Source organism: Aliidiomarina indica (assembly GCF_015354615.1).
Taxonomy (GTDB): domain Bacteria; phylum Pseudomonadota; class Gammaproteobacteria; order Enterobacterales; family Alteromonadaceae; genus Aliidiomarina; species Aliidiomarina indica.
In genome coordinates this window covers 690412-706825 of the sequence record NZ_JACAVQ010000001.1, presented here as the reverse complement: position 1 = coordinate 706825, position 16414 = coordinate 690412, and the positions used below count along the sequence as shown (strand labels likewise).

Genomic DNA, 16414 nt, shown 5'->3' with positions numbered 1-16414 from the left:
AAGTGTCCTTAATTCGATTTTTTTGGGGTTTTCAAGGCGAATTCGTCGTGTAGGCAAAAAAAAGAGCGCATAAAGCGCTCCTTACTTGATGTATAAAACCTTTGGCTTTAGTGGTCAACGCCGCCTGGACCATGAACGTGACCATGCGCAAGTTCTTCTTCCGTCGCGTCGCGAACATCTACAACGGTGACGTCAAAACTTAAATCTACGCCGGCCAGTGGATGGTTGCCATCGACGGTGACCGTTTCATCGGTTACTTCGATAACCATCACAGACTGTTCACCATTGTCAGTGGTTGCACGGAACTGCATGCCTGGATTAACTTCTTGCTCACCAAACAGATTACGAGGAACGGTTTGGATCAATCCGTCATGACGCTCACCGTATGCATCTGCAGCGGGGATTTCAGCGCTCAGCTCATCGCCAGCGGCTTTCCCTGTCAGTACATTTTCTAATCCCGGGATCAGCATGCCACGACCAAAAATAAAGGCCAGCGGACGCTCTTCCGAAGATTGATCTAAGGTGACGCCATCACTGTTTTTAACCACATAATGGATGGTGACTGCTTTATCTTGACTAATGGTTTGACTCATTCTTTGATTCCGTTGTCTCTAATTGCGGACAGGGGGGTGAATTGACTGTCGTCCTGTCCTTTAATGCGCAGTGGGCTTGACTCATCCAAATCAACTGGAAGAATTGCCTGAACTGCAACGACTTCACTATCATAACGCACTGAGCTAAGAACTGCACCTGCTCGGCGCCAGTTGTCGCCAACCTGTCGCTCAACAACATCGTTTTCCGTGGGGATTTCTGTACATTTGCCCACGAGAAGCTGCATTCGCCGCTTGGTTTGGCCCTTGTAATGCATGCGGGCGATAGTTTCCTGACCAATATAACAGCCTTTTTTAAAGCTCACTGCACCTAGCTGATCGAGATTAAGTGTTTGTGGTATATGTTCTTGTTGTTGACTGCTGGCTACCAGTGGCCAGCCCAATTGCATGTCAATGATGGCCGCCTGCTCAGACGGCAACGTTGTGTTAATGGGCGTTCCATTGGCGGGCAGCAATGCCAGTACGATGCCCTTGTCTAGATGCAACAGGCAGCCGCTAGAGTCAGAATGCATTGCTCGGGCATCTTGCGGAATAGCGGAGAAACCATGATCCCGAGCAGCTTTGTCACCGAGAAACAGATAACTCCGCCATTGTTCACTTTCGTCGGTAAATTCAACTTTATTGAAGACGCTAAATTTCTTAAGTTCGGCGAGGGATTTAGGCAAGAGCTCGCTGTTCATCAGTAGCATAAAGCCCTGATCGTGGCGAAAAATTCGAAATACGCTCCATAACTTTCCTTTGGCATCGCAATGGCCGCCTGGAAGCCAATGGTGTTCGTCCAGTGTACGCAAATCGCACGTCAGTTGCGCTTGCAGAAATTGCTCTGCATCAGCACCGGATGCGCTGATAACACCGAGATTTTGATGCTCAATAACGCCTTCTTGCGCAAACTGCAGCCGGGCGTTTAAGTTGCCATGGGTGTCATTCGGATCCACGTGACCTTCCTTTTCGAAAAACAACGGTTCAATGCTGCAACTATGGTGGCGGCGATTGCGTATTTCAAGCACTGGTAGCTGACTGTGTCGTTAAAATATAGGGAAGTTCGACGAGAACTGATACAATTCAGCCGGTATTTTAAGAGCATAAAGAGGTAAACCGTGGATTTTCTAAAGCAGTCTGAAGATGCGTTGAAAGATAAGCGTCGCATGCGCTGGGCATGTCGTCGCGGCATGTTAGAACTCGACGTTTTATTCGCACCTTTTGTGGAAGAGGCCTACGATGACCTCACGCCAGAGCAGCAAGCTGTTTTTCGGCGGCTTTTAACCTGTGACGATCCAGACTTATTTGCGTGGTTTATGGGGCATACCTCATGTCCTGACCCGGAACTGGCAGATATGGTTGCGCTGATGTTACGCCGGGTGAAAGTCTAGTAGTGCAATGAATCAGGGCTATTCCATGGATTGGCGGCCGTCTAAAATTGCATTCAAGCTGCGACGCTTCCGCTGGGTTTTGCTCTTTGCTTTGCTGATCTGGGCGGGAATTGATCCGCACGTGTGGTGGTTACTAAGCCTTATCGCCTTGATGCTCGCCATAAATTGGCTTATCCCATCTCCGAGTGCAGATCTGCGCAATCCTGTTTGGCTAAACGAGCGAGGAGTGGGCTTCGATTATGCGGATCAGGAAATAGCCTTAGTGACTCCCTTTATTTTATTGCCGGGATTGTGCATTTGTCGGATACAGCAGGTGAGCAATGATAGCGACAAGGGAGCCCCAGCGCCGCTATGGTTATGGCGCTGGGCTGATCAATGCGATCCAGATTCGTGGACGCGCTTTTGCCGGATTGTATGCCATTGTCGACAGCAACCCACTGCGATAAGCCGTTACTGATCTTCCTTGCTGCCGGGATAGCGCTTGGGCGTAAGAATGGTCGGTAGCGACTGCGATAATGGTTCTGGGTAGTCTAAGGTGTAGTGCAACCCTCGGCTTTCTTTGCGCTGAATAGCGCTTTGGATAATAAGCTGCGCAACCTGAGCCAAGTTACGCAATTCCAGTAAATTGCTAGTCACCCTGAAATTGGCGTAATACTCATGAATTTCTTGCTGCAAAAGCTCAACGCGGCGAAGGGCACGCTCCAGTCGTTTCGTGGTGCGCACAATACCCACGTAATCCCACATAAATAGCCGCAGTTCATGCCAGTTGTGCTGAATGATGACTTCCTCATCGGAATCAGTCACCTTACTTTCATCCCATGGCCGAATGGCGGTTGTGAGTGTAACCGCAGCCATGTGTTTCGTCATATCGGCCGCTGCGGCGCGAGCAAATACAACGCATTCAAGCAGGGAATTACTGGCCATTCGATTGGCACCGTGCAATCCGGTATAGGCAACTTCGCCAATGGCATACAGACCGGCAACGTCGGTGCGAGCATCGAGATTCGTCATCACACCACCACAGGTGTAATGAGCCGCTGGCACGATAGGCATGGGTTCTTGGGTAATATCAATGCCCAAGCTTAAACATTTCTCATAAATGGTTGGGAAATGTTGCCGCACGAAATCTGCCGGTTGGTGGGAAATATCGAGGTACATGCAATCTGCACCAAGTCGCTTCATCTCATAATCAATGGCGCGGGCAACAACATCGCGTGGTGCCAGCTCTGCTAACTCATGAAACTCGGGCATAAAACGACTACCGTCGGGACGTTTCAAATGAGCGCCTTCGCCCCTTAGTGCTTCTGTCAGCAAGAAGTTGTGAGCATTGGGATGAAACAAGCAGGTCGGATGAAATTGATTAAACTCCATGTTGGCTACGCGGCATCCGGCGCGCCAGGCCATGGCAATACCATCGCCACTGGCAACGTCTGGATTTGATGTATATTGATATACCTTGCTCGCACCCCCGGTGCACAAGGCAGTAAACTTGGCGCTGATGGTGAGTACATGTTGATGATTCAAGCTCCAAACGTAGGCACCTACACAGCGAAGTTCGTGATGTTCCGACTGCGTAATTAAATCTATCGCATTGGTGTACTCGAGTACTTTAATATTTGGGTGATTAAGCGCTTGTGAGGTGAGGGTGCTCTGCACGGCGCGCCCGGTGGCATCCGCAGCATGCAAAATACGACGGTGGGAATGTCCGCCTTCGCGGGTTAAGTGAAACCGAGTGTTGCCCTCGGGGTCAGACTCTTGATCGAAAGCGACGCCGAGTTCAATTAACCACTGTAAACTTTCCTTTGCGCGTTCTGCTGTATAACGAACAACTTGTTCGTCACAAAGGCCTCCACCAGCCACCAAAGTATCGGCTACATGAGATTCAATGCTATCATTCTCATCAAATACTGCGGCTATGCCGCCTTGTGCGTAATAGGTGGATCCCTCAGCAAGAGGACCTTTACTCAAGACGATGACTTGATAAGATTTAGCCAGCTGCAATGCTAGCGATAGCCCGGCAGCACCGCTGCCGATAATCAAAACGTCGCAGGAAATCGTGGCGTCAGAAGTCATGTTATTTTATCGTTGTTGGGTTAATACATTGAATTTTACCGTTGTTATGAACTAATTTGCGAACTTTTTCCAAAACCATTGGTCTAGCTACTAGAGAGAACATGCGGGCCCAAAGCAAAAGAGTCATGGACAGGGTTATAACAGAGAGTGGGCTCGAATGAGCGAACAGGAAATTGATCAAGAGCTGGTAGAGCGTGTACAGCGCGGCGATCAAAGAGCATTTGATGTGTTGGTCAAGAAATATCAGCACAAAATAATGAGCCTCGTTGCACGTTATGTAAAACATCCGGGCGATGTGCCGGATGTTGCGCAAGAAGCATTTATAAAAGCGTATCGAGCCTTACCTAACTTTCGAGGCGATAGTGCGTTTTATACGTGGTTGTACCGAATCGCAGTGAATACTGCGAAAAATTATTTGGTGTCGAAAGGACGAAAACCACCGTCTTCAGACATTGACGCACAAGATGCGGAATTTTTAGATAATGGACATGGTCTGAAGGATATTGCTTCACCGGAGCACCTGTTGTTGTCCGAGGAAATCAGGCAAACCGTGATGGATGTGATTGATGGTTTACCTGATGATTTAAAGCAGGCAATTACGCTGCGCGAGCTCGATGGAATGGGCTATGAAGAAATTGCGCAAACGATGGATTGTCCAATTGGAACAGTGCGGTCTCGGATTTTCCGAGCTCGGGAAGCGATTGATAAAGTGCTACAACCGTTGCTGGAACAAAATTAGGCTAACAAAGGATACACTCTGATGACAGAACACCAGAATGAAAAACTGTCGGCACTCGTGGATGGTGAGCAAGACCAAGAAACGATGCAGGCCCTGGTGGAAAACGCAAGCCATCGTGAACGTTGGTTCCGCTATCAACTAGCAAGTGCGGTTGTGCGTGGCGATGCCATCGCTGGCCATCGTTTCGATATATCAGCAGCCGTGGCCGCTGAGGTTGCAAAATCACCGGTACTAGCGCCTGCTAAAGTATCTGCGCTCGCTGGGCTGCAACGTTGGTTGCAACGCTCTGGTTGGATGCGCCCAGCTGCGAGTATGGCTGTTGCTGCAAGTGTTGCGGTAGTTACTGTGATTTCCGTGCAACAGTTGCAAGCACCAACAGAAGTAACCAATCCGGCACCGCAAGGGCGCTCTGTTTCCACCTTGGAAACCATGCCTATCGGTGGGGTTGTAAATCCGGTGAGTTTTAACACCGTACATACACCTTCGGAGCAAATGGACGTGGGCGTTGAGCGTCGTTTATTGCAGTCTTTTATGATGGATCATCAACAACAGTTGCAACTCAGTCAGCAGCAAGAAGTGGCGACTTTAGAAGCGGAAGCTGAAGTAACTCCGGAGCAACCGGAGCCTGATTCTCAGTAGTAGGAATACGGAATGATGCGAGTCAGTAATGCTATGCTAGCAATTGTGGTACTGGCATGGTTAGGAGCCTCGCCCGCCAATGCGGCACGGGATGGCGTAGGGCAGCAGGCTGAAACCACGCAATCGGCTCCACAGACCGTGACCGAGCAACAAATTCGAGACGGTGTTGCTTGGTTTAATCGTATGCAACAAGCCCTGCGCAATGAAAACTTTAATGCGTCAATGGTGCAAGTTCAAGGACAGCGAGTAGAGCTTTTTAGTTGGCTGCACGGGCGTACCGAAGAGGGGACTGAACTTGAACTGTTATACAGTTTAAATGGTCCCGACTCCTATTTAGTTCGGCAAAACCAGCAAGTTTCCTATTTCCATCCGATGATTTCTCCATACAGCATGCAATCACGTGCGCTGTTTGGCCCTATCCCGAGTGCCTTTTACGAGTCGTATGCGGAGATCGAACCTTCTTACAGTGCCGTCGCCATGGGCGGTGGTCGAGTGCTTGATCGTCCCGCAAAACATGTGCGTTTAATTCCCCGTGATCAGCAGCGCTTTAGCTATTCGCTATGGCTGGATCGGGCGTCTGGCATGCTATTGCGTTTGGCAACGGTTTCTCCAAATGGCGATATACTTGAACTGGTCCAGTTAACCTCGTTGGAGATCACCCCTGAGGTAGCCGCTGATTTGATGCAAATGCATAACTCGCCAATGCCGCCATTAATTAAAGATCCGAATGTAGATACCCGTATCGAGCATGATTGGCAACAAACCTGGTTACCCGAAGGGTTTCATCAAGTACGCTCCAACCATCATAGCCTGCCGATGACTGGCATTGCGGCGGACTATTTTCTTTATTCGGATGGTCTAACACGGGTTTCGGTGTATGTATCGCAAGATCCGCGTGCAGCTACGTCGATTCAATATGAAGGGTTAGAGTCTCTGTATACTCATCGTCACCGCGATTTTAGTGTTACTGTGGTAGGCCGACTTCCGATGGAAACCCTACAACGCATCGCGGCATCTGTTACCCGCTAAGGTCTATTTGGAATGCTTCTGTCATGATTCGTGAGTTGGGTGAAGTAATTGACATTGACGGTCATGCGGTAACTGTCGCCACGCAGCTAAAGCAGGGATGTGGTGGTTGTCAGCAACAGAACCATTGCGGTGCCGGATTATTGTCGAAAGCGTTTCCTACCCGCCAAGGAACCTTGTCCATATGGATGGAGAAAGTCCCAAATTTAGGTGATAGCGTGGAAATTCTGTTACCTGAACAGGTGATGGTGCGTTTCTCGTTGTTACTGTATCTGGTTCCTCTCATTGCGCTTTTCATCGGCGCTTGGCTCGGAAATAGTCTTCTTGGAAGCGAAGGCGTCAGTATTTTGCTTGGGTTTTCTGCGTTTGCATTAAGTTTTTTTGTTTTAAAGCAATGGCTGAAAATACGCGATATTCGCGTCCGCAAGCTGATTCAAGTGAATGTTGTTGCCGCAGAAACGCTCTCTTCTGCAGAACCTAACCACTCCCGCAGCGATGGTTGATTGTTTGTCAGCCCAAAAGTAAGTAAAATTCCCGCCATACATGCTGTAATGGAGTCGGCTCGGTGAGACGAGTCGCATATTGAGGTGTTCATGAGCCAAACTGGCATTCCCAAAAAGAATATTCGCAACTTTTCAATTATTGCCCATATCGATCATGGGAAATCGACGCTATCGGATCGGTTAATTCAGGTTTGTGGTGGCCTAACTGAACGGGAAATGGCGGAGCAAGTACTTGACTCAATGGATATTGAGCGTGAGCGCGGTATTACCATTAAGGCTCAAAGTGTAACGCTTTATTACACGGCGCAAGATGGCGAGCGTTATCAGCTAAATTTCATTGATACCCCAGGTCACGTGGATTTCTCATACGAAGTATCCCGCAGCTTAGCCGGTTGTGAAGGGGCGTTGTTAGTGGTAGATGCGGCGCAAGGGGTAGAAGCGCAAACCCTAGCAAATTGTTATACCGCCATTGATATGGACCTCGAAGTCGTTCCGATTTTAAACAAAATTGATTTGCCGCAAGCGGAACCTGAACGTGTTGCTCAGGAAATCGAAGATATCGTGGGCCTTCAGGCGATAGACGCGGTGCGTTGTTCTGCGAAAACCGGCATTGGTATTGATGAAGTTCTTGAACGCATCGTCAAGCAAATCCCTTCACCGAAAGATGAAGCGGATGATGCATCGCCTCTGCAAGCGCTAATTATCGACTCTTGGTTTGACAATTATCAGGGTGTGGTCTCCTTGGTACGAATCAAGAAAGGTGTACTGCGCACTGGTGAGAAAATGAAAGTTATGTCGACCGGTCATGACCATATTGTTGATAAAGTGGGTGTGTTTACGCCCAAACCTTTGGAAACAGGCGTGTTGCGGGCAGGCGAAGTGGGCTACGTGATTGCGGGTATTAAAGACATTCATGGCGCGCCCGTCGGGGATACTTTGACACACGCAAAAGCGGGTGCGACATCGCCGTTACCTGGCTTTAAACGGGTTAAACCGCAAGTTTATGCGGGCATGTTCCCGATCTCGTCTGACGATTATGAAAGTTTCCGTGATGCCCTTGATAAACTTAGCTTAAATGATGCTTCGTTGTTCTTTGAACCGGAAAATTCCGGGGCACTTGGTTTTGGCTTCCGTTGCGGCTTCCTTGGTATGCTCCACATGGAGATTATCCAAGAACGCTTGGAGCGGGAATATGACATTGATTTGATCACAACGGCGCCAACCGTGGTTTATAAAGTTGAAACCACTAAAGGTGAAGTGCGAATGGTTGATAACCCCGCAGCTTTGCCGCCGGTCAATGAGATTGAAACGATTTATGAGCCAATTGTTGAGGCCAATATTCTAGTGCCACAAGAACATGTGGGGAATGTTATCACCTTGTGTATCGAAAAACGGGGTGTGCAAACCAACATGGTTTATCATGGTAAACAAGTGGCGCTCACTTACGAATTACCCATGGCTGAAGTGGTGATGGATTTCTTCGACCGTTTGAAATCTACCAGTCGTGGCTATGCGTCACTCGATTACAGCTTTAAGCGCTTCGATGAGTCAGATATGGTGCGGGTCGATATTCTCATCAATGCTGAACGTGTTGATGCGTTGGCGATGATCTTACACCGCAGTCAGGCCCAATACCGTGGGCGTGAAGTGGTGGATAAAATGCGCGAGCTTATTCCACGGCAAATGTTTGATATCGCAATTCAAGCCACGATTGGCAATCACGTGATTGCGCGCAGCACCGTAAAACAGCTTCGGAAAAACGTAACAGCGAAATGTTACGGTGGCGATGTTAGCCGAAAGAAAAAGCTGCTGCAGAAGCAAAAGGAAGGTAAGAAACGCATGAAGCAGCTAGGTAACGTGGAAGTGCCACAAGAGGCATTCCTCGCTGTTTTACGCACCGGGAAGTAAATCATGTGGCGTAGGCTGTTCCTACGCCATATATGAACAACTCAACAGGATGCACGCATGACGACGTATTATTTCTCATTGTTGCTGGTTTTCGGCACGCTGATCACCGGCATCATTTGGGCGATCGATCATTGGGTATGGAAACCAAAACGCCAAGCTAAAATTGCTGAAGCAGAAGCGAAAAGTGGATTAAAACTCAATCCTGAGCAAGCCCAACACCTGGCCCCGCAATCGGCCCTCGCTGACTTCTCACAAGCAGCATTTCCAGTATTGCTGGTTATCTTGGTGTTGCGTTCGTTTATTTACGAGCCTTTCCGAATTCCATCAGGATCCATGATGCCGACCTTGTTGGTGGGCGATTTTATAATGGTGGAGAAGTTCCGCTATGGCTTGCGCGAACCAGTTACCCGTCATGAATTTTTGCGAACTGGCCGCCCTAATCGGGGTGAAATAGCCGTGTTTAAATATCCGGTAGAGCCGGATGTAGACTATATTAAACGAGTGATCGGGTTGCCTGGTGATCGCGTGGTGTATAGTGACAAAGCATTCTATATTTATGCTAGCTGCGCTCCCGACTGCGATGGCGTGGAACCGAAAAAAATTGTTCAAAGCGAGCAGCCAAATGCTGATTTTTATCGGAATCAGTTACCGTTACGCCGATTTACTGAAGAAGTCGATGAACGTCATTACGATATTCTCGTGGATCCAGGCCGAAACGTTATGAATCATGACTTAGCATGGGATGTGCCTGAAGGGCATTATTTCTTTGTTGGCGATAACCGTGACAATAGTCTGGATAGCCGTTATTGGGGTTTTGTTCACGAAGATCTATTGGTTGGCCGCGCTGTATTTGTTTGGTTGAGTCTGGAGTTTGAACGGGATCCTGATAGTTGGCTACCCAATTGGGTGCCAACCCGAGTTCGTTTTGATCGTTTAGGGAGAATTGAGTGAGCTTGACCGAACCACAGCGTCGCCAACTGGAACGTCGGATTGGGTATAGCTTTAATGATATTGGGTATTTGCAACAGGCGCTGACCCATCGTAGTGCATCAAATGCCCATTATGAGCGTTTGGAGTTTCTCGGCGATTCAATTCTAAGCGTGGTTATTGCAGAAGCGCTTTATCATCAGTTCCCAAAGGCAGCGGAAGGCGATTTAAGCCGGATGCGGGCAACCCTCGTGTGTGGTCCCATGTTGGCGAAAATTGCCCGCCAATTCGATCTCGGCGAATTTCTTATTCTCGGTCCCGGGGAAATGAAGAGTGGCGGCCATCGTCGCGAATCTATTCTTTCGGACACGGTTGAAGCGATTATCGGTGCCATTTTCCTCGACAGTAATATGGAAACCGCCCAAGAAATGGTTCGTCAATGGTTTCAACCCCGATTGAAAGATATTCAACCGGGAGATAACCAGAAAGACCCGAAAACCCGTTTACAGGAATTTTTGCAAGGCCGCCAATGTGCGTTGCCTGTTTATGAAGTGGAGCGCACTGAAGGGCAGGCTCATAATCAAAAATTCACCGTGCGCTGCAGTATCGAGTTGCTGGACGAACCGGTGTTAGCCACCGGTACCAGCCGTCGCAAAGCTGAGCAAGCTGCTGCAGCCCAAACCATTGAATTGCTAGCGGAACAAACCGATAGCAAGGAGTTATCATGACTGAGTCAACGGCCGATAGTTATAACGGATTTGTGGCCATCGTAGGCCGCCCCAATGTGGGTAAATCTACGTTGCTTAATCAATTATTAGGCCAGAAAGTAAGTATTACCTCGAAAAAAGCCCAAACAACACGGCATCGTATTCTCGGTATTGATACCGAAGGCCCGCACCAAACCATTTATGTGGATACACCTGGATTACATAAGGAAGAAAAGCGCGCTATCAACCGCTTAATGAATCGAGCAGCAAGCTCCTCAATTGGTGACGTTGATCTGGTACTTTTCGTGGTTGAAGGGACCCATTGGACCGACGATGACGAAATGGTGTTGGGCAAAATTAAACGCGCAAATCGCCCCACCATGTTGGTGATTAATAAAATTGATCAGGTGAAAAACAAGGGTGAGTTATTGCCCCATATTCAGCGCTTAAACGCTGAGTTTGGTTTTGTGGATATTTTTCCGCTAACAGCGCTATCGCCAGAATCAATGCCTAAGCTGAAATCTCTTGTGCGTAAATTTTTGCAGCCCGGTATTCACTTTTATCCCGCCGACTATGTGACGGATCGCAGTGTGCGCTTTATGGCCGCTGAAATAGTGCGTGAAAAATTGATGCGTTATACCGGTGAAGAACTGCCTTATTCAACGACGGTGGAAATTGAGAAGTATGAACAAGGCGACAACGGTGTTGTGCATATTCATGCCTTAATTCTGGTAGAGCGTGAAGGGCAAAAACGGATGGTGATTGGCAACAAAGGTTCCAAGCTGAAAACTATAGGCGCGGAAGCGCGCCGAGATATAGAGCATTTATTATCGGCACGGGTAAACCTGCAGCTTTGGGTAAAGGTGAAATCGGGCTGGGCCGATGATGAACGTGCGTTGCGTAGCCTAGGTTACGGAGAAGAGTAATGCAACGGGCCTTCGTGCTGCATCGTTGGCCCTGGCAAGAGCATGGTTTATTGCTCGATTTGCTTACCGAGCACGATGGTCGTATTCGGGTTGTTTCCAAATATGCCCGAAGTCGCAAGAGTACTCTGCGATCGACACTGCAACCGTTTAATTTGATCATGCTTGAGTTAAGCGGCCGTGGCGAGGTAAAAAACCTGCGCAAGGCGGAGCTAGAGTGCAGTTTTCCATTGCAAGGCGAGCGCGTTTATAGTGGTTTGTACATGAATGAACTGCTGCAACGACTTGTCCGCGAGCAGCTCGAAGTACAAGGGCTTTTTGATGCTTATCAGCAAGCGTTAACGTTATTGCATCAAGATGTCGATGAGGCGTTGCTGCTGAGGCGCTATGAATGGCAATTGCTGAATGCCTTAGATTTGCTCGATTCCTTTAGCCATGAGGCGAGGGCAGGTGAACCCATTCAAGCCCAAGCCGTATATACTTATGTGGCAGGCACCGGTTTCCTGGAAACAGCCGAGCTGATGGCGGATCGATTATGTATGTATGGCGAGGATATTCTTGCCATGGCCCAGTTTGATATCGATACACCACAACGTTACCGCCTATTTCGCCAGGTGATGCGTGCAGCGTTAGCGCCTCACCTAGGGGATAAACCCCTGCAGAGCCGAGCACTGCGGGCCGCTGCGCAAGAAGCTAAATTTGGAAAACCCATAGTTTAATTCAGGAGATATTATGCGATTGCACGATCAGTTACCCATGGGCCCAGCGTTGCTTGGCGTCAATATTGATCACATCGCAACTTTGCGCAATGCGCGCGGCGTGGCTTATCCCGAGCCTGTGCAGGCTGCCGCTATCGCAGAACAAGCGGGCGCGGATGGCATTACCATTCACTTGCGGGAAGACCGTCGCCATATCACAGATCGTGATGTACGCCTGTTAGCGGAAACCATTCAAACGCGCATGAACCTAGAAATGGCCATGACTTCAGAAATGGTGCAAATCGCCCTGCAAACCAAACCAACCTATGTGTGCTTAGTTCCTGAAAAACGGGAGGAATTAACCACCGAAGGGGGCTTAGATGTGGTCGGTCAGCTAGAACGCTGTCGGGATATTGTTGCAGAGCTTTCTGAAGCCGGTATTTTAGTGTCGTTGTTTATTGATGCAGAGCCGCAACAAATTGAGGCAGCGGTAGCGGTTAAGGCGCCTTATATCGAGTTGCATACGGGCCATTACGCAGAAACGCATGGGCGAGCCCAAGAAACGGCGTTAGCCCAGATTGAAGCGGGCGCTCAAATGGCGCATCAGGCCGGGCTTATCGTGAATGCAGGGCATGGATTGCATTACCACAACACCGCAGCCATTGCCCGCATTCCTGAACTGTACGAGTTGAATATTGGCCATGCCATTATTGGTCGTGCGGTATTTAGCGGTCTTCACCAAGCGGTTGTTGATATGAAAGCTATTTTACAGGCGGCACGGCCATGGCAATCTTAGGTATCGGCACGGACATTATTGAAATTGCGCGAATAAAAGCGGCGATGGAAAAACAGCCGGGCTTTGCGCAACGGGTACTTACCGACAATGAAATGGCGGAAATGGACGCGGTACGATTTCCAGAACGTTTTTTAGCGAAGCGGTTTGCCGCAAAAGAAGCGGCGCTGAAGGCGTTAGGCACCGGTTTGGCGCAAGGAATACGTTGGCAGGAATTGGAGATCGGCCATACCGATGCAGGCCAGCCTATATTGCGTCTGTTTGGCGAAGCGGCCCGCCATGCAAATACCTTGGGCGTACAACATAGTCATATATCGTTAAGTGATGAAGCGCACTACGCGCAAGCGATGGTGGTTCTTGAGAGCGCCTAAAATTGGCAAAGTCGATTGACACTCGGGGCAAGATTTCGCACATTGAACCCCTGAGTCGTGGTAAGGGGCCATCATGGTACAAGTTCGTAACGTACACGTTGATAAAAAAAGCATTGCGCCGAGCGAATGGCAGGCGGAATCTGTGCCATCTGAACACCAAAAAGCGCTGTTAGCGCTATCTGAACAGCTGCTCAAACTCTCTCATCAACAACCAGGCCATGCCGACTTGCTTTTAAAAGGGCAAGAAATGGTGGAGATCCTGTCTGCCTTAAACCTCGACGTGAAGGGCCTCAAAGCCGCTCTTTGTTTTCCTTTCTATGAAGCGAAGTCAATTGATGATGCATGGGTAGAGACCCATTTGTCAGCGGATATCGCGCAGCTATTGGCGACGGTTCTGCAGATGAACAGTATCAGTGAGCTGCAGCATTTCCGTCATGGCCGACCTGGCGAAGCGCAAATTGACGTGGTGCGGCGTATGTTGCTGGCGATGGTTGAGGACGTTCGCGCCGTGCTTATTAAGCTGGCAGAGCGGATTTGTCAGCTCCGGCAAGTAAAAGCGTTAGATGAAGAAACCCGGGTACTTATTGCGAAGGAATGCAGTGAAATTTATGCTCCCTTAGCGAACCGGTTAGGGGTTGGGCAGCTCAAGTGGGAACTTGAAGACCTCGCGTTTCGCTACCTGCATCCCGATATCTATATCACCATTGCCCGCCAGCTTGACGAGAAGCGCTGGCAGCGGGAACATTACATTGATGCCTTTGTCACCGACTTGCAGTCTTCCTTAAACCAGCAACACATTGACGCGGAAGTATACGGCCGCCCTAAACATATCTTTAGTATCTGGAAAAAAATGCAGAAGAAAAATCTGCGTTTCGATGAGCTATTTGATATTCGGGCTGTGCGGGTGATTACCAAGTCCCTAAAAGATTGTTACGGGGCCTTAGGTATCGTGCACAGTAAATGGCGCCATTTAGCGTCTGAATTTGACGACTACGTGGCCACGCCGAAACCAAATGGTTACCAGTCTATTCATACAGTGGTGATTGGTCCGGAACACAAGAATGTTGAAATCCAAATTCGCTCTGAGCAAATGCATGATGATGCAGAGCTAGGGGTTGCGGCCCATTGGGTTTACAAAGAAGGTCAACAAACCGGTCGCGCCCAGAGCTACGAAGAGAAAATATCATGGCTACGTAAGCTGTTGGCGTGGCATGAAGACATGGCTGAGAACGAAGATCTGGTGCAAGAGATTCGCAGTCAGGTGTTTGAAGACCGGGTGTATGTATTTACTCCGAAAGGCGATGTTATCGACTTGCCGATGGGCTCAACGCCGCTTGATTTTGCCTACTACATTCATTCGCAAATTGGCCATCGGTGTATTGGTGCTAAGGTCGATGGTCGCATCGTCCCCTTCACCTATGTCCTGCAAAACGCTGAACGAGTGGAGATCCTGACCCAGAAAGAGCCAAGCCCCAAACGGGACTGGATGAATCCAGGATTAGGCTATCTTAAGTCTGCTCGGGCTCGCAGCAAAGTCCACGCCTATTTTAAAAAGCAAGATCGCGAGCAAAACCTAAGCCAAGGGCGGGAAATACTGGAAGTGGAACTGACGAAGTCGAAGTTGGCCATGGCCGATGTAACCCCAGCCATTGCTCGATTTAATATGACCAATTTGGATGATTTGGTTGCTGCCATTGGTGCCGGTGATATTGGCTTACACCAAGTAATGAACTTTATCAAAACGCCAGCAAGCGATGATGCAAACGAGGAGTTGGAAAAACTTACTGCGCGCAAACGTGCCCCGGCAAAAAATCAGAAAAACCGGGATGGTGTGAAGGTAGGTGGAATTGGCAACCTGATGATGAATTTTGCCAAGTGCTGCCAACCACTACCTGGTGACCCTATTATCGGATATGTTACACAGGGACGCGGCGTGTCGGTGCATCATGAAGACTGTGAACAACTGCAGGTACTTTTGGATCAAAATCCGGCGCGTGCTATTGATGTATCATGGGTGGATGATCCGCAACATAGTTATGCCACGCGTTTATTGATTGCTGCCGATGATCGGCCTGGGCTATTGCATGACATCACCAGCATTATCAGTCACGAAAAGCTAAACGTGAACGATGTAAGCGCACGTTTCGATAAAGATACCCAGACGGTGTTGATCGAACTTGAAGTGATGGTTCGCAATAACCACGAAATTCAACGTCTGTTAGGACGTATTCAACAAGTGAGTCATGTTCGCCGTGCCCAACGAAAATAATTCGATGACGCTGCCGCAAATGCAGCGATTGCTAAACATCATGCAGGATCTGCGGGATCCTAAACATGGCTGCCCGTGGGATCGCGAGCAAACCATGGACACATTAATTCCCTATACGATTGAAGAAGCCTATGAAGTCGCTGATGCAATCACCAAGGGCGATATGCGTGGCATTCGCGATGAATTGGGCGATTTACTGTTTCAGGTGGTTTTTTATGCGCAGCTTGGCAATGAGCAGGGCAAGTTTGACTTTGATGATGTTGCTGCGGGAATCAGTGATAAGCTAGTGCGTCGACACCCTCACGTATTTGGCGATCTGGATGCGGCGGATTCCGCAGAGGTATTGCGAAACTGGGAACAAATTAAACGACAAGAACGGCAAGGCAACGACGTTGAAGAGGCGAGCGTGTTAGCGGGTATCCCTTCTAACCTGCCGGCACTGATGCAAGCAAGTAAGATTCAGAAACGTTGCGCTACAGTGGGCTTTGATTGGGCGGAGCCGGCGCCGGTACTGGCAAAAATTAATGAAGAAGTGGAGGAGGTTCGTGTTGAGTTAGCTCGAAACGAACCGAATCAAGCGGCGATTGAAGAAGAAATCGGGGATTTACTCTTTGCTGTGGTAAATCTGGCGCGCCATTGTCATGTCAATCCAGAGACGGCATTGCGCAAAGCCAATGAAAAATTCACGAACCGCTTTAAAAAACTAGAGAAATTAGCAGAAAAGAAAGGTATCTCCGTGGAAAAGGCATCGCTAGATTCACTGGAGGATTTGTGGGGAAAGGTGAAGTCTACAGAAAAAAGCGAAAATCCTGTCGATTCTTAATTGTTGCCAAGGCCGCGCTCGGGTATACTGTTTT

General features: G+C 48.9%; 18 protein-coding genes. 15 read left to right on the top strand and 3 right to left on the bottom strand.

The features are described 5' to 3' along the window. Positions 1-107: 107 nt before the first annotated feature. On the bottom strand, positions 108-593 hold the full coding sequence (locus HXZ99_RS03230) for an FKBP-type peptidyl-prolyl cis-trans isomerase (protein WP_194755818.1): 486 nt from the start codon (positions 591-593) through the stop codon (positions 108-110). After that, positions 590-1546, bottom strand: a complete 957-nt coding sequence (gene ygfZ / locus HXZ99_RS12350) for a CAF17-like 4Fe-4S cluster assembly/insertion protein YgfZ (RefSeq protein WP_194755817.1) — start codon at positions 1544-1546, stop codon at positions 590-592. Before ygfZ ends, HXZ99_RS03230 begins: the two co-directional genes overlap by 4 nt. A 210-nt stretch (positions 1547-1756) precedes the next feature. On the opposite strand from ygfZ, the gene HXZ99_RS03220 reads away from it, so the two are divergent. Together HXZ99_RS03220 and HXZ99_RS03215 are read left to right on the top strand one after the other, a co-directional pair. Further along, a complete protein-coding gene (locus HXZ99_RS03220) occupies positions 1757-1981 on the top strand; it encodes an FAD assembly factor SdhE (RefSeq protein WP_228517622.1) in 225 nt (74 codons plus the stop codon). A 25-nt stretch (positions 1982-2006) separates the two neighbouring features. After that, positions 2007-2438, top strand: a complete 432-nt coding sequence (locus HXZ99_RS03215) for a hypothetical protein (protein ID WP_194755815.1) — start codon at positions 2007-2009, stop codon at positions 2436-2438. Here the strand turns inward: HXZ99_RS03215 and nadB are convergent. Beyond that, positions 2432-4054: an L-aspartate oxidase gene (gene nadB / locus HXZ99_RS03210; protein WP_194755814.1), complete on the bottom strand. Its 1623-nt coding sequence runs from the start codon at positions 4052-4054 to the stop codon at positions 2432-2434. The two genes, HXZ99_RS03215 and nadB, sit on opposite strands and share 7 nt — an antisense overlap. A gap of 157 nt (positions 4055-4211) precedes the next feature. Here nadB and rpoE point away from each other — a divergent pair, with 157 nt between their 5' ends. The 13 genes from rpoE (at position 4212) to mazG (ending at position 16380) form a co-directional block, all read left to right on the top strand. Further along, on the top strand, positions 4212-4793 hold the full coding sequence (gene rpoE / locus HXZ99_RS03205) for an RNA polymerase sigma factor RpoE (RefSeq protein ID WP_194755813.1): 582 nt from the start codon (positions 4212-4214) through the stop codon (positions 4791-4793). Positions 4794-4814: 21 nt separating this feature from the next. Then, positions 4815-5432, top strand: a complete 618-nt coding sequence (locus HXZ99_RS03200; RefSeq protein WP_194755812.1) for a sigma-E factor negative regulatory protein — start codon at positions 4815-4817, stop codon at positions 5430-5432. 12 nt (positions 5433-5444) lie between these two features. Continuing rightward, positions 5445-6461 (top strand): MucB/RseB C-terminal domain-containing protein, encoded by a 1017-nt coding sequence (locus HXZ99_RS03195; RefSeq protein WP_194755811.1) that lies wholly within the window; start codon positions 5445-5447, stop codon positions 6459-6461. A 23-nt stretch (positions 6462-6484) separates the two neighbouring features. Beyond that, positions 6485-6961, top strand: a complete 477-nt coding sequence (locus HXZ99_RS03190; protein WP_194755810.1) for a SoxR reducing system RseC family protein — start codon at positions 6485-6487, stop codon at positions 6959-6961. A gap of 90 nt (positions 6962-7051) precedes the next feature. Further along, positions 7052-8869, top strand: a complete 1818-nt coding sequence (gene lepA / locus HXZ99_RS03185; protein ID WP_194755809.1) for a translation elongation factor 4 — start codon at positions 7052-7054, stop codon at positions 8867-8869. 57 nt (positions 8870-8926) lie between these two features. Then, positions 8927-9820 (top strand): signal peptidase I, encoded by an 894-nt coding sequence (gene lepB, locus HXZ99_RS03180; protein ID WP_194755808.1) that lies wholly within the window; start codon positions 8927-8929, stop codon positions 9818-9820. After that, complete coding sequence (rnc, locus tag HXZ99_RS03175) at positions 9817-10524, top strand: ribonuclease III (protein ID WP_194755807.1); 708 nt, start codon at positions 9817-9819, stop codon at positions 10522-10524. Before lepB ends, rnc begins: the two co-directional genes overlap by 4 nt. Next, positions 10521-11429, top strand: a complete 909-nt coding sequence (gene era / locus HXZ99_RS03170; protein ID WP_194755806.1) for a GTPase Era — start codon at positions 10521-10523, stop codon at positions 11427-11429. The genes rnc and era overlap by 4 nt, the downstream gene beginning before the upstream one ends. Further along, a complete protein-coding gene (recO, locus tag HXZ99_RS03165) occupies positions 11429-12145 on the top strand; it encodes a DNA repair protein RecO (protein ID WP_194755805.1) in 717 nt (238 codons plus the stop codon). Before era ends, recO begins: the two co-directional genes overlap by 1 nt. A gap of 37 nt (positions 12146-12182) precedes the next feature. Further along, positions 12183-12920 (top strand): pyridoxine 5'-phosphate synthase, encoded by a 738-nt coding sequence (gene pdxJ, locus HXZ99_RS03160; RefSeq protein ID WP_194756053.1) that lies wholly within the window; start codon positions 12183-12185, stop codon positions 12918-12920. Next, positions 12908-13288, top strand: a complete 381-nt coding sequence (acpS, locus tag HXZ99_RS03155) for a holo-ACP synthase (protein WP_194755804.1) — start codon at positions 12908-12910, stop codon at positions 13286-13288. Before pdxJ ends, acpS begins: the two co-directional genes overlap by 13 nt. A gap of 73 nt (positions 13289-13361) precedes the next feature. Continuing rightward, positions 13362-15557, top strand: coding sequence for a GTP diphosphokinase (gene relA / locus HXZ99_RS03150; RefSeq protein WP_194755803.1), 2196 nt, complete (start codon positions 13362-13364; stop codon positions 15555-15557). Positions 15558-15561: 4 nt separating this feature from the next. After that, positions 15562-16380 (top strand): nucleoside triphosphate pyrophosphohydrolase, encoded by an 819-nt coding sequence (gene mazG / locus HXZ99_RS03145; protein ID WP_269434580.1) that lies wholly within the window; start codon positions 15562-15564, stop codon positions 16378-16380. The last annotated feature ends 34 nt before the right edge of the window (positions 16381-16414 follow it).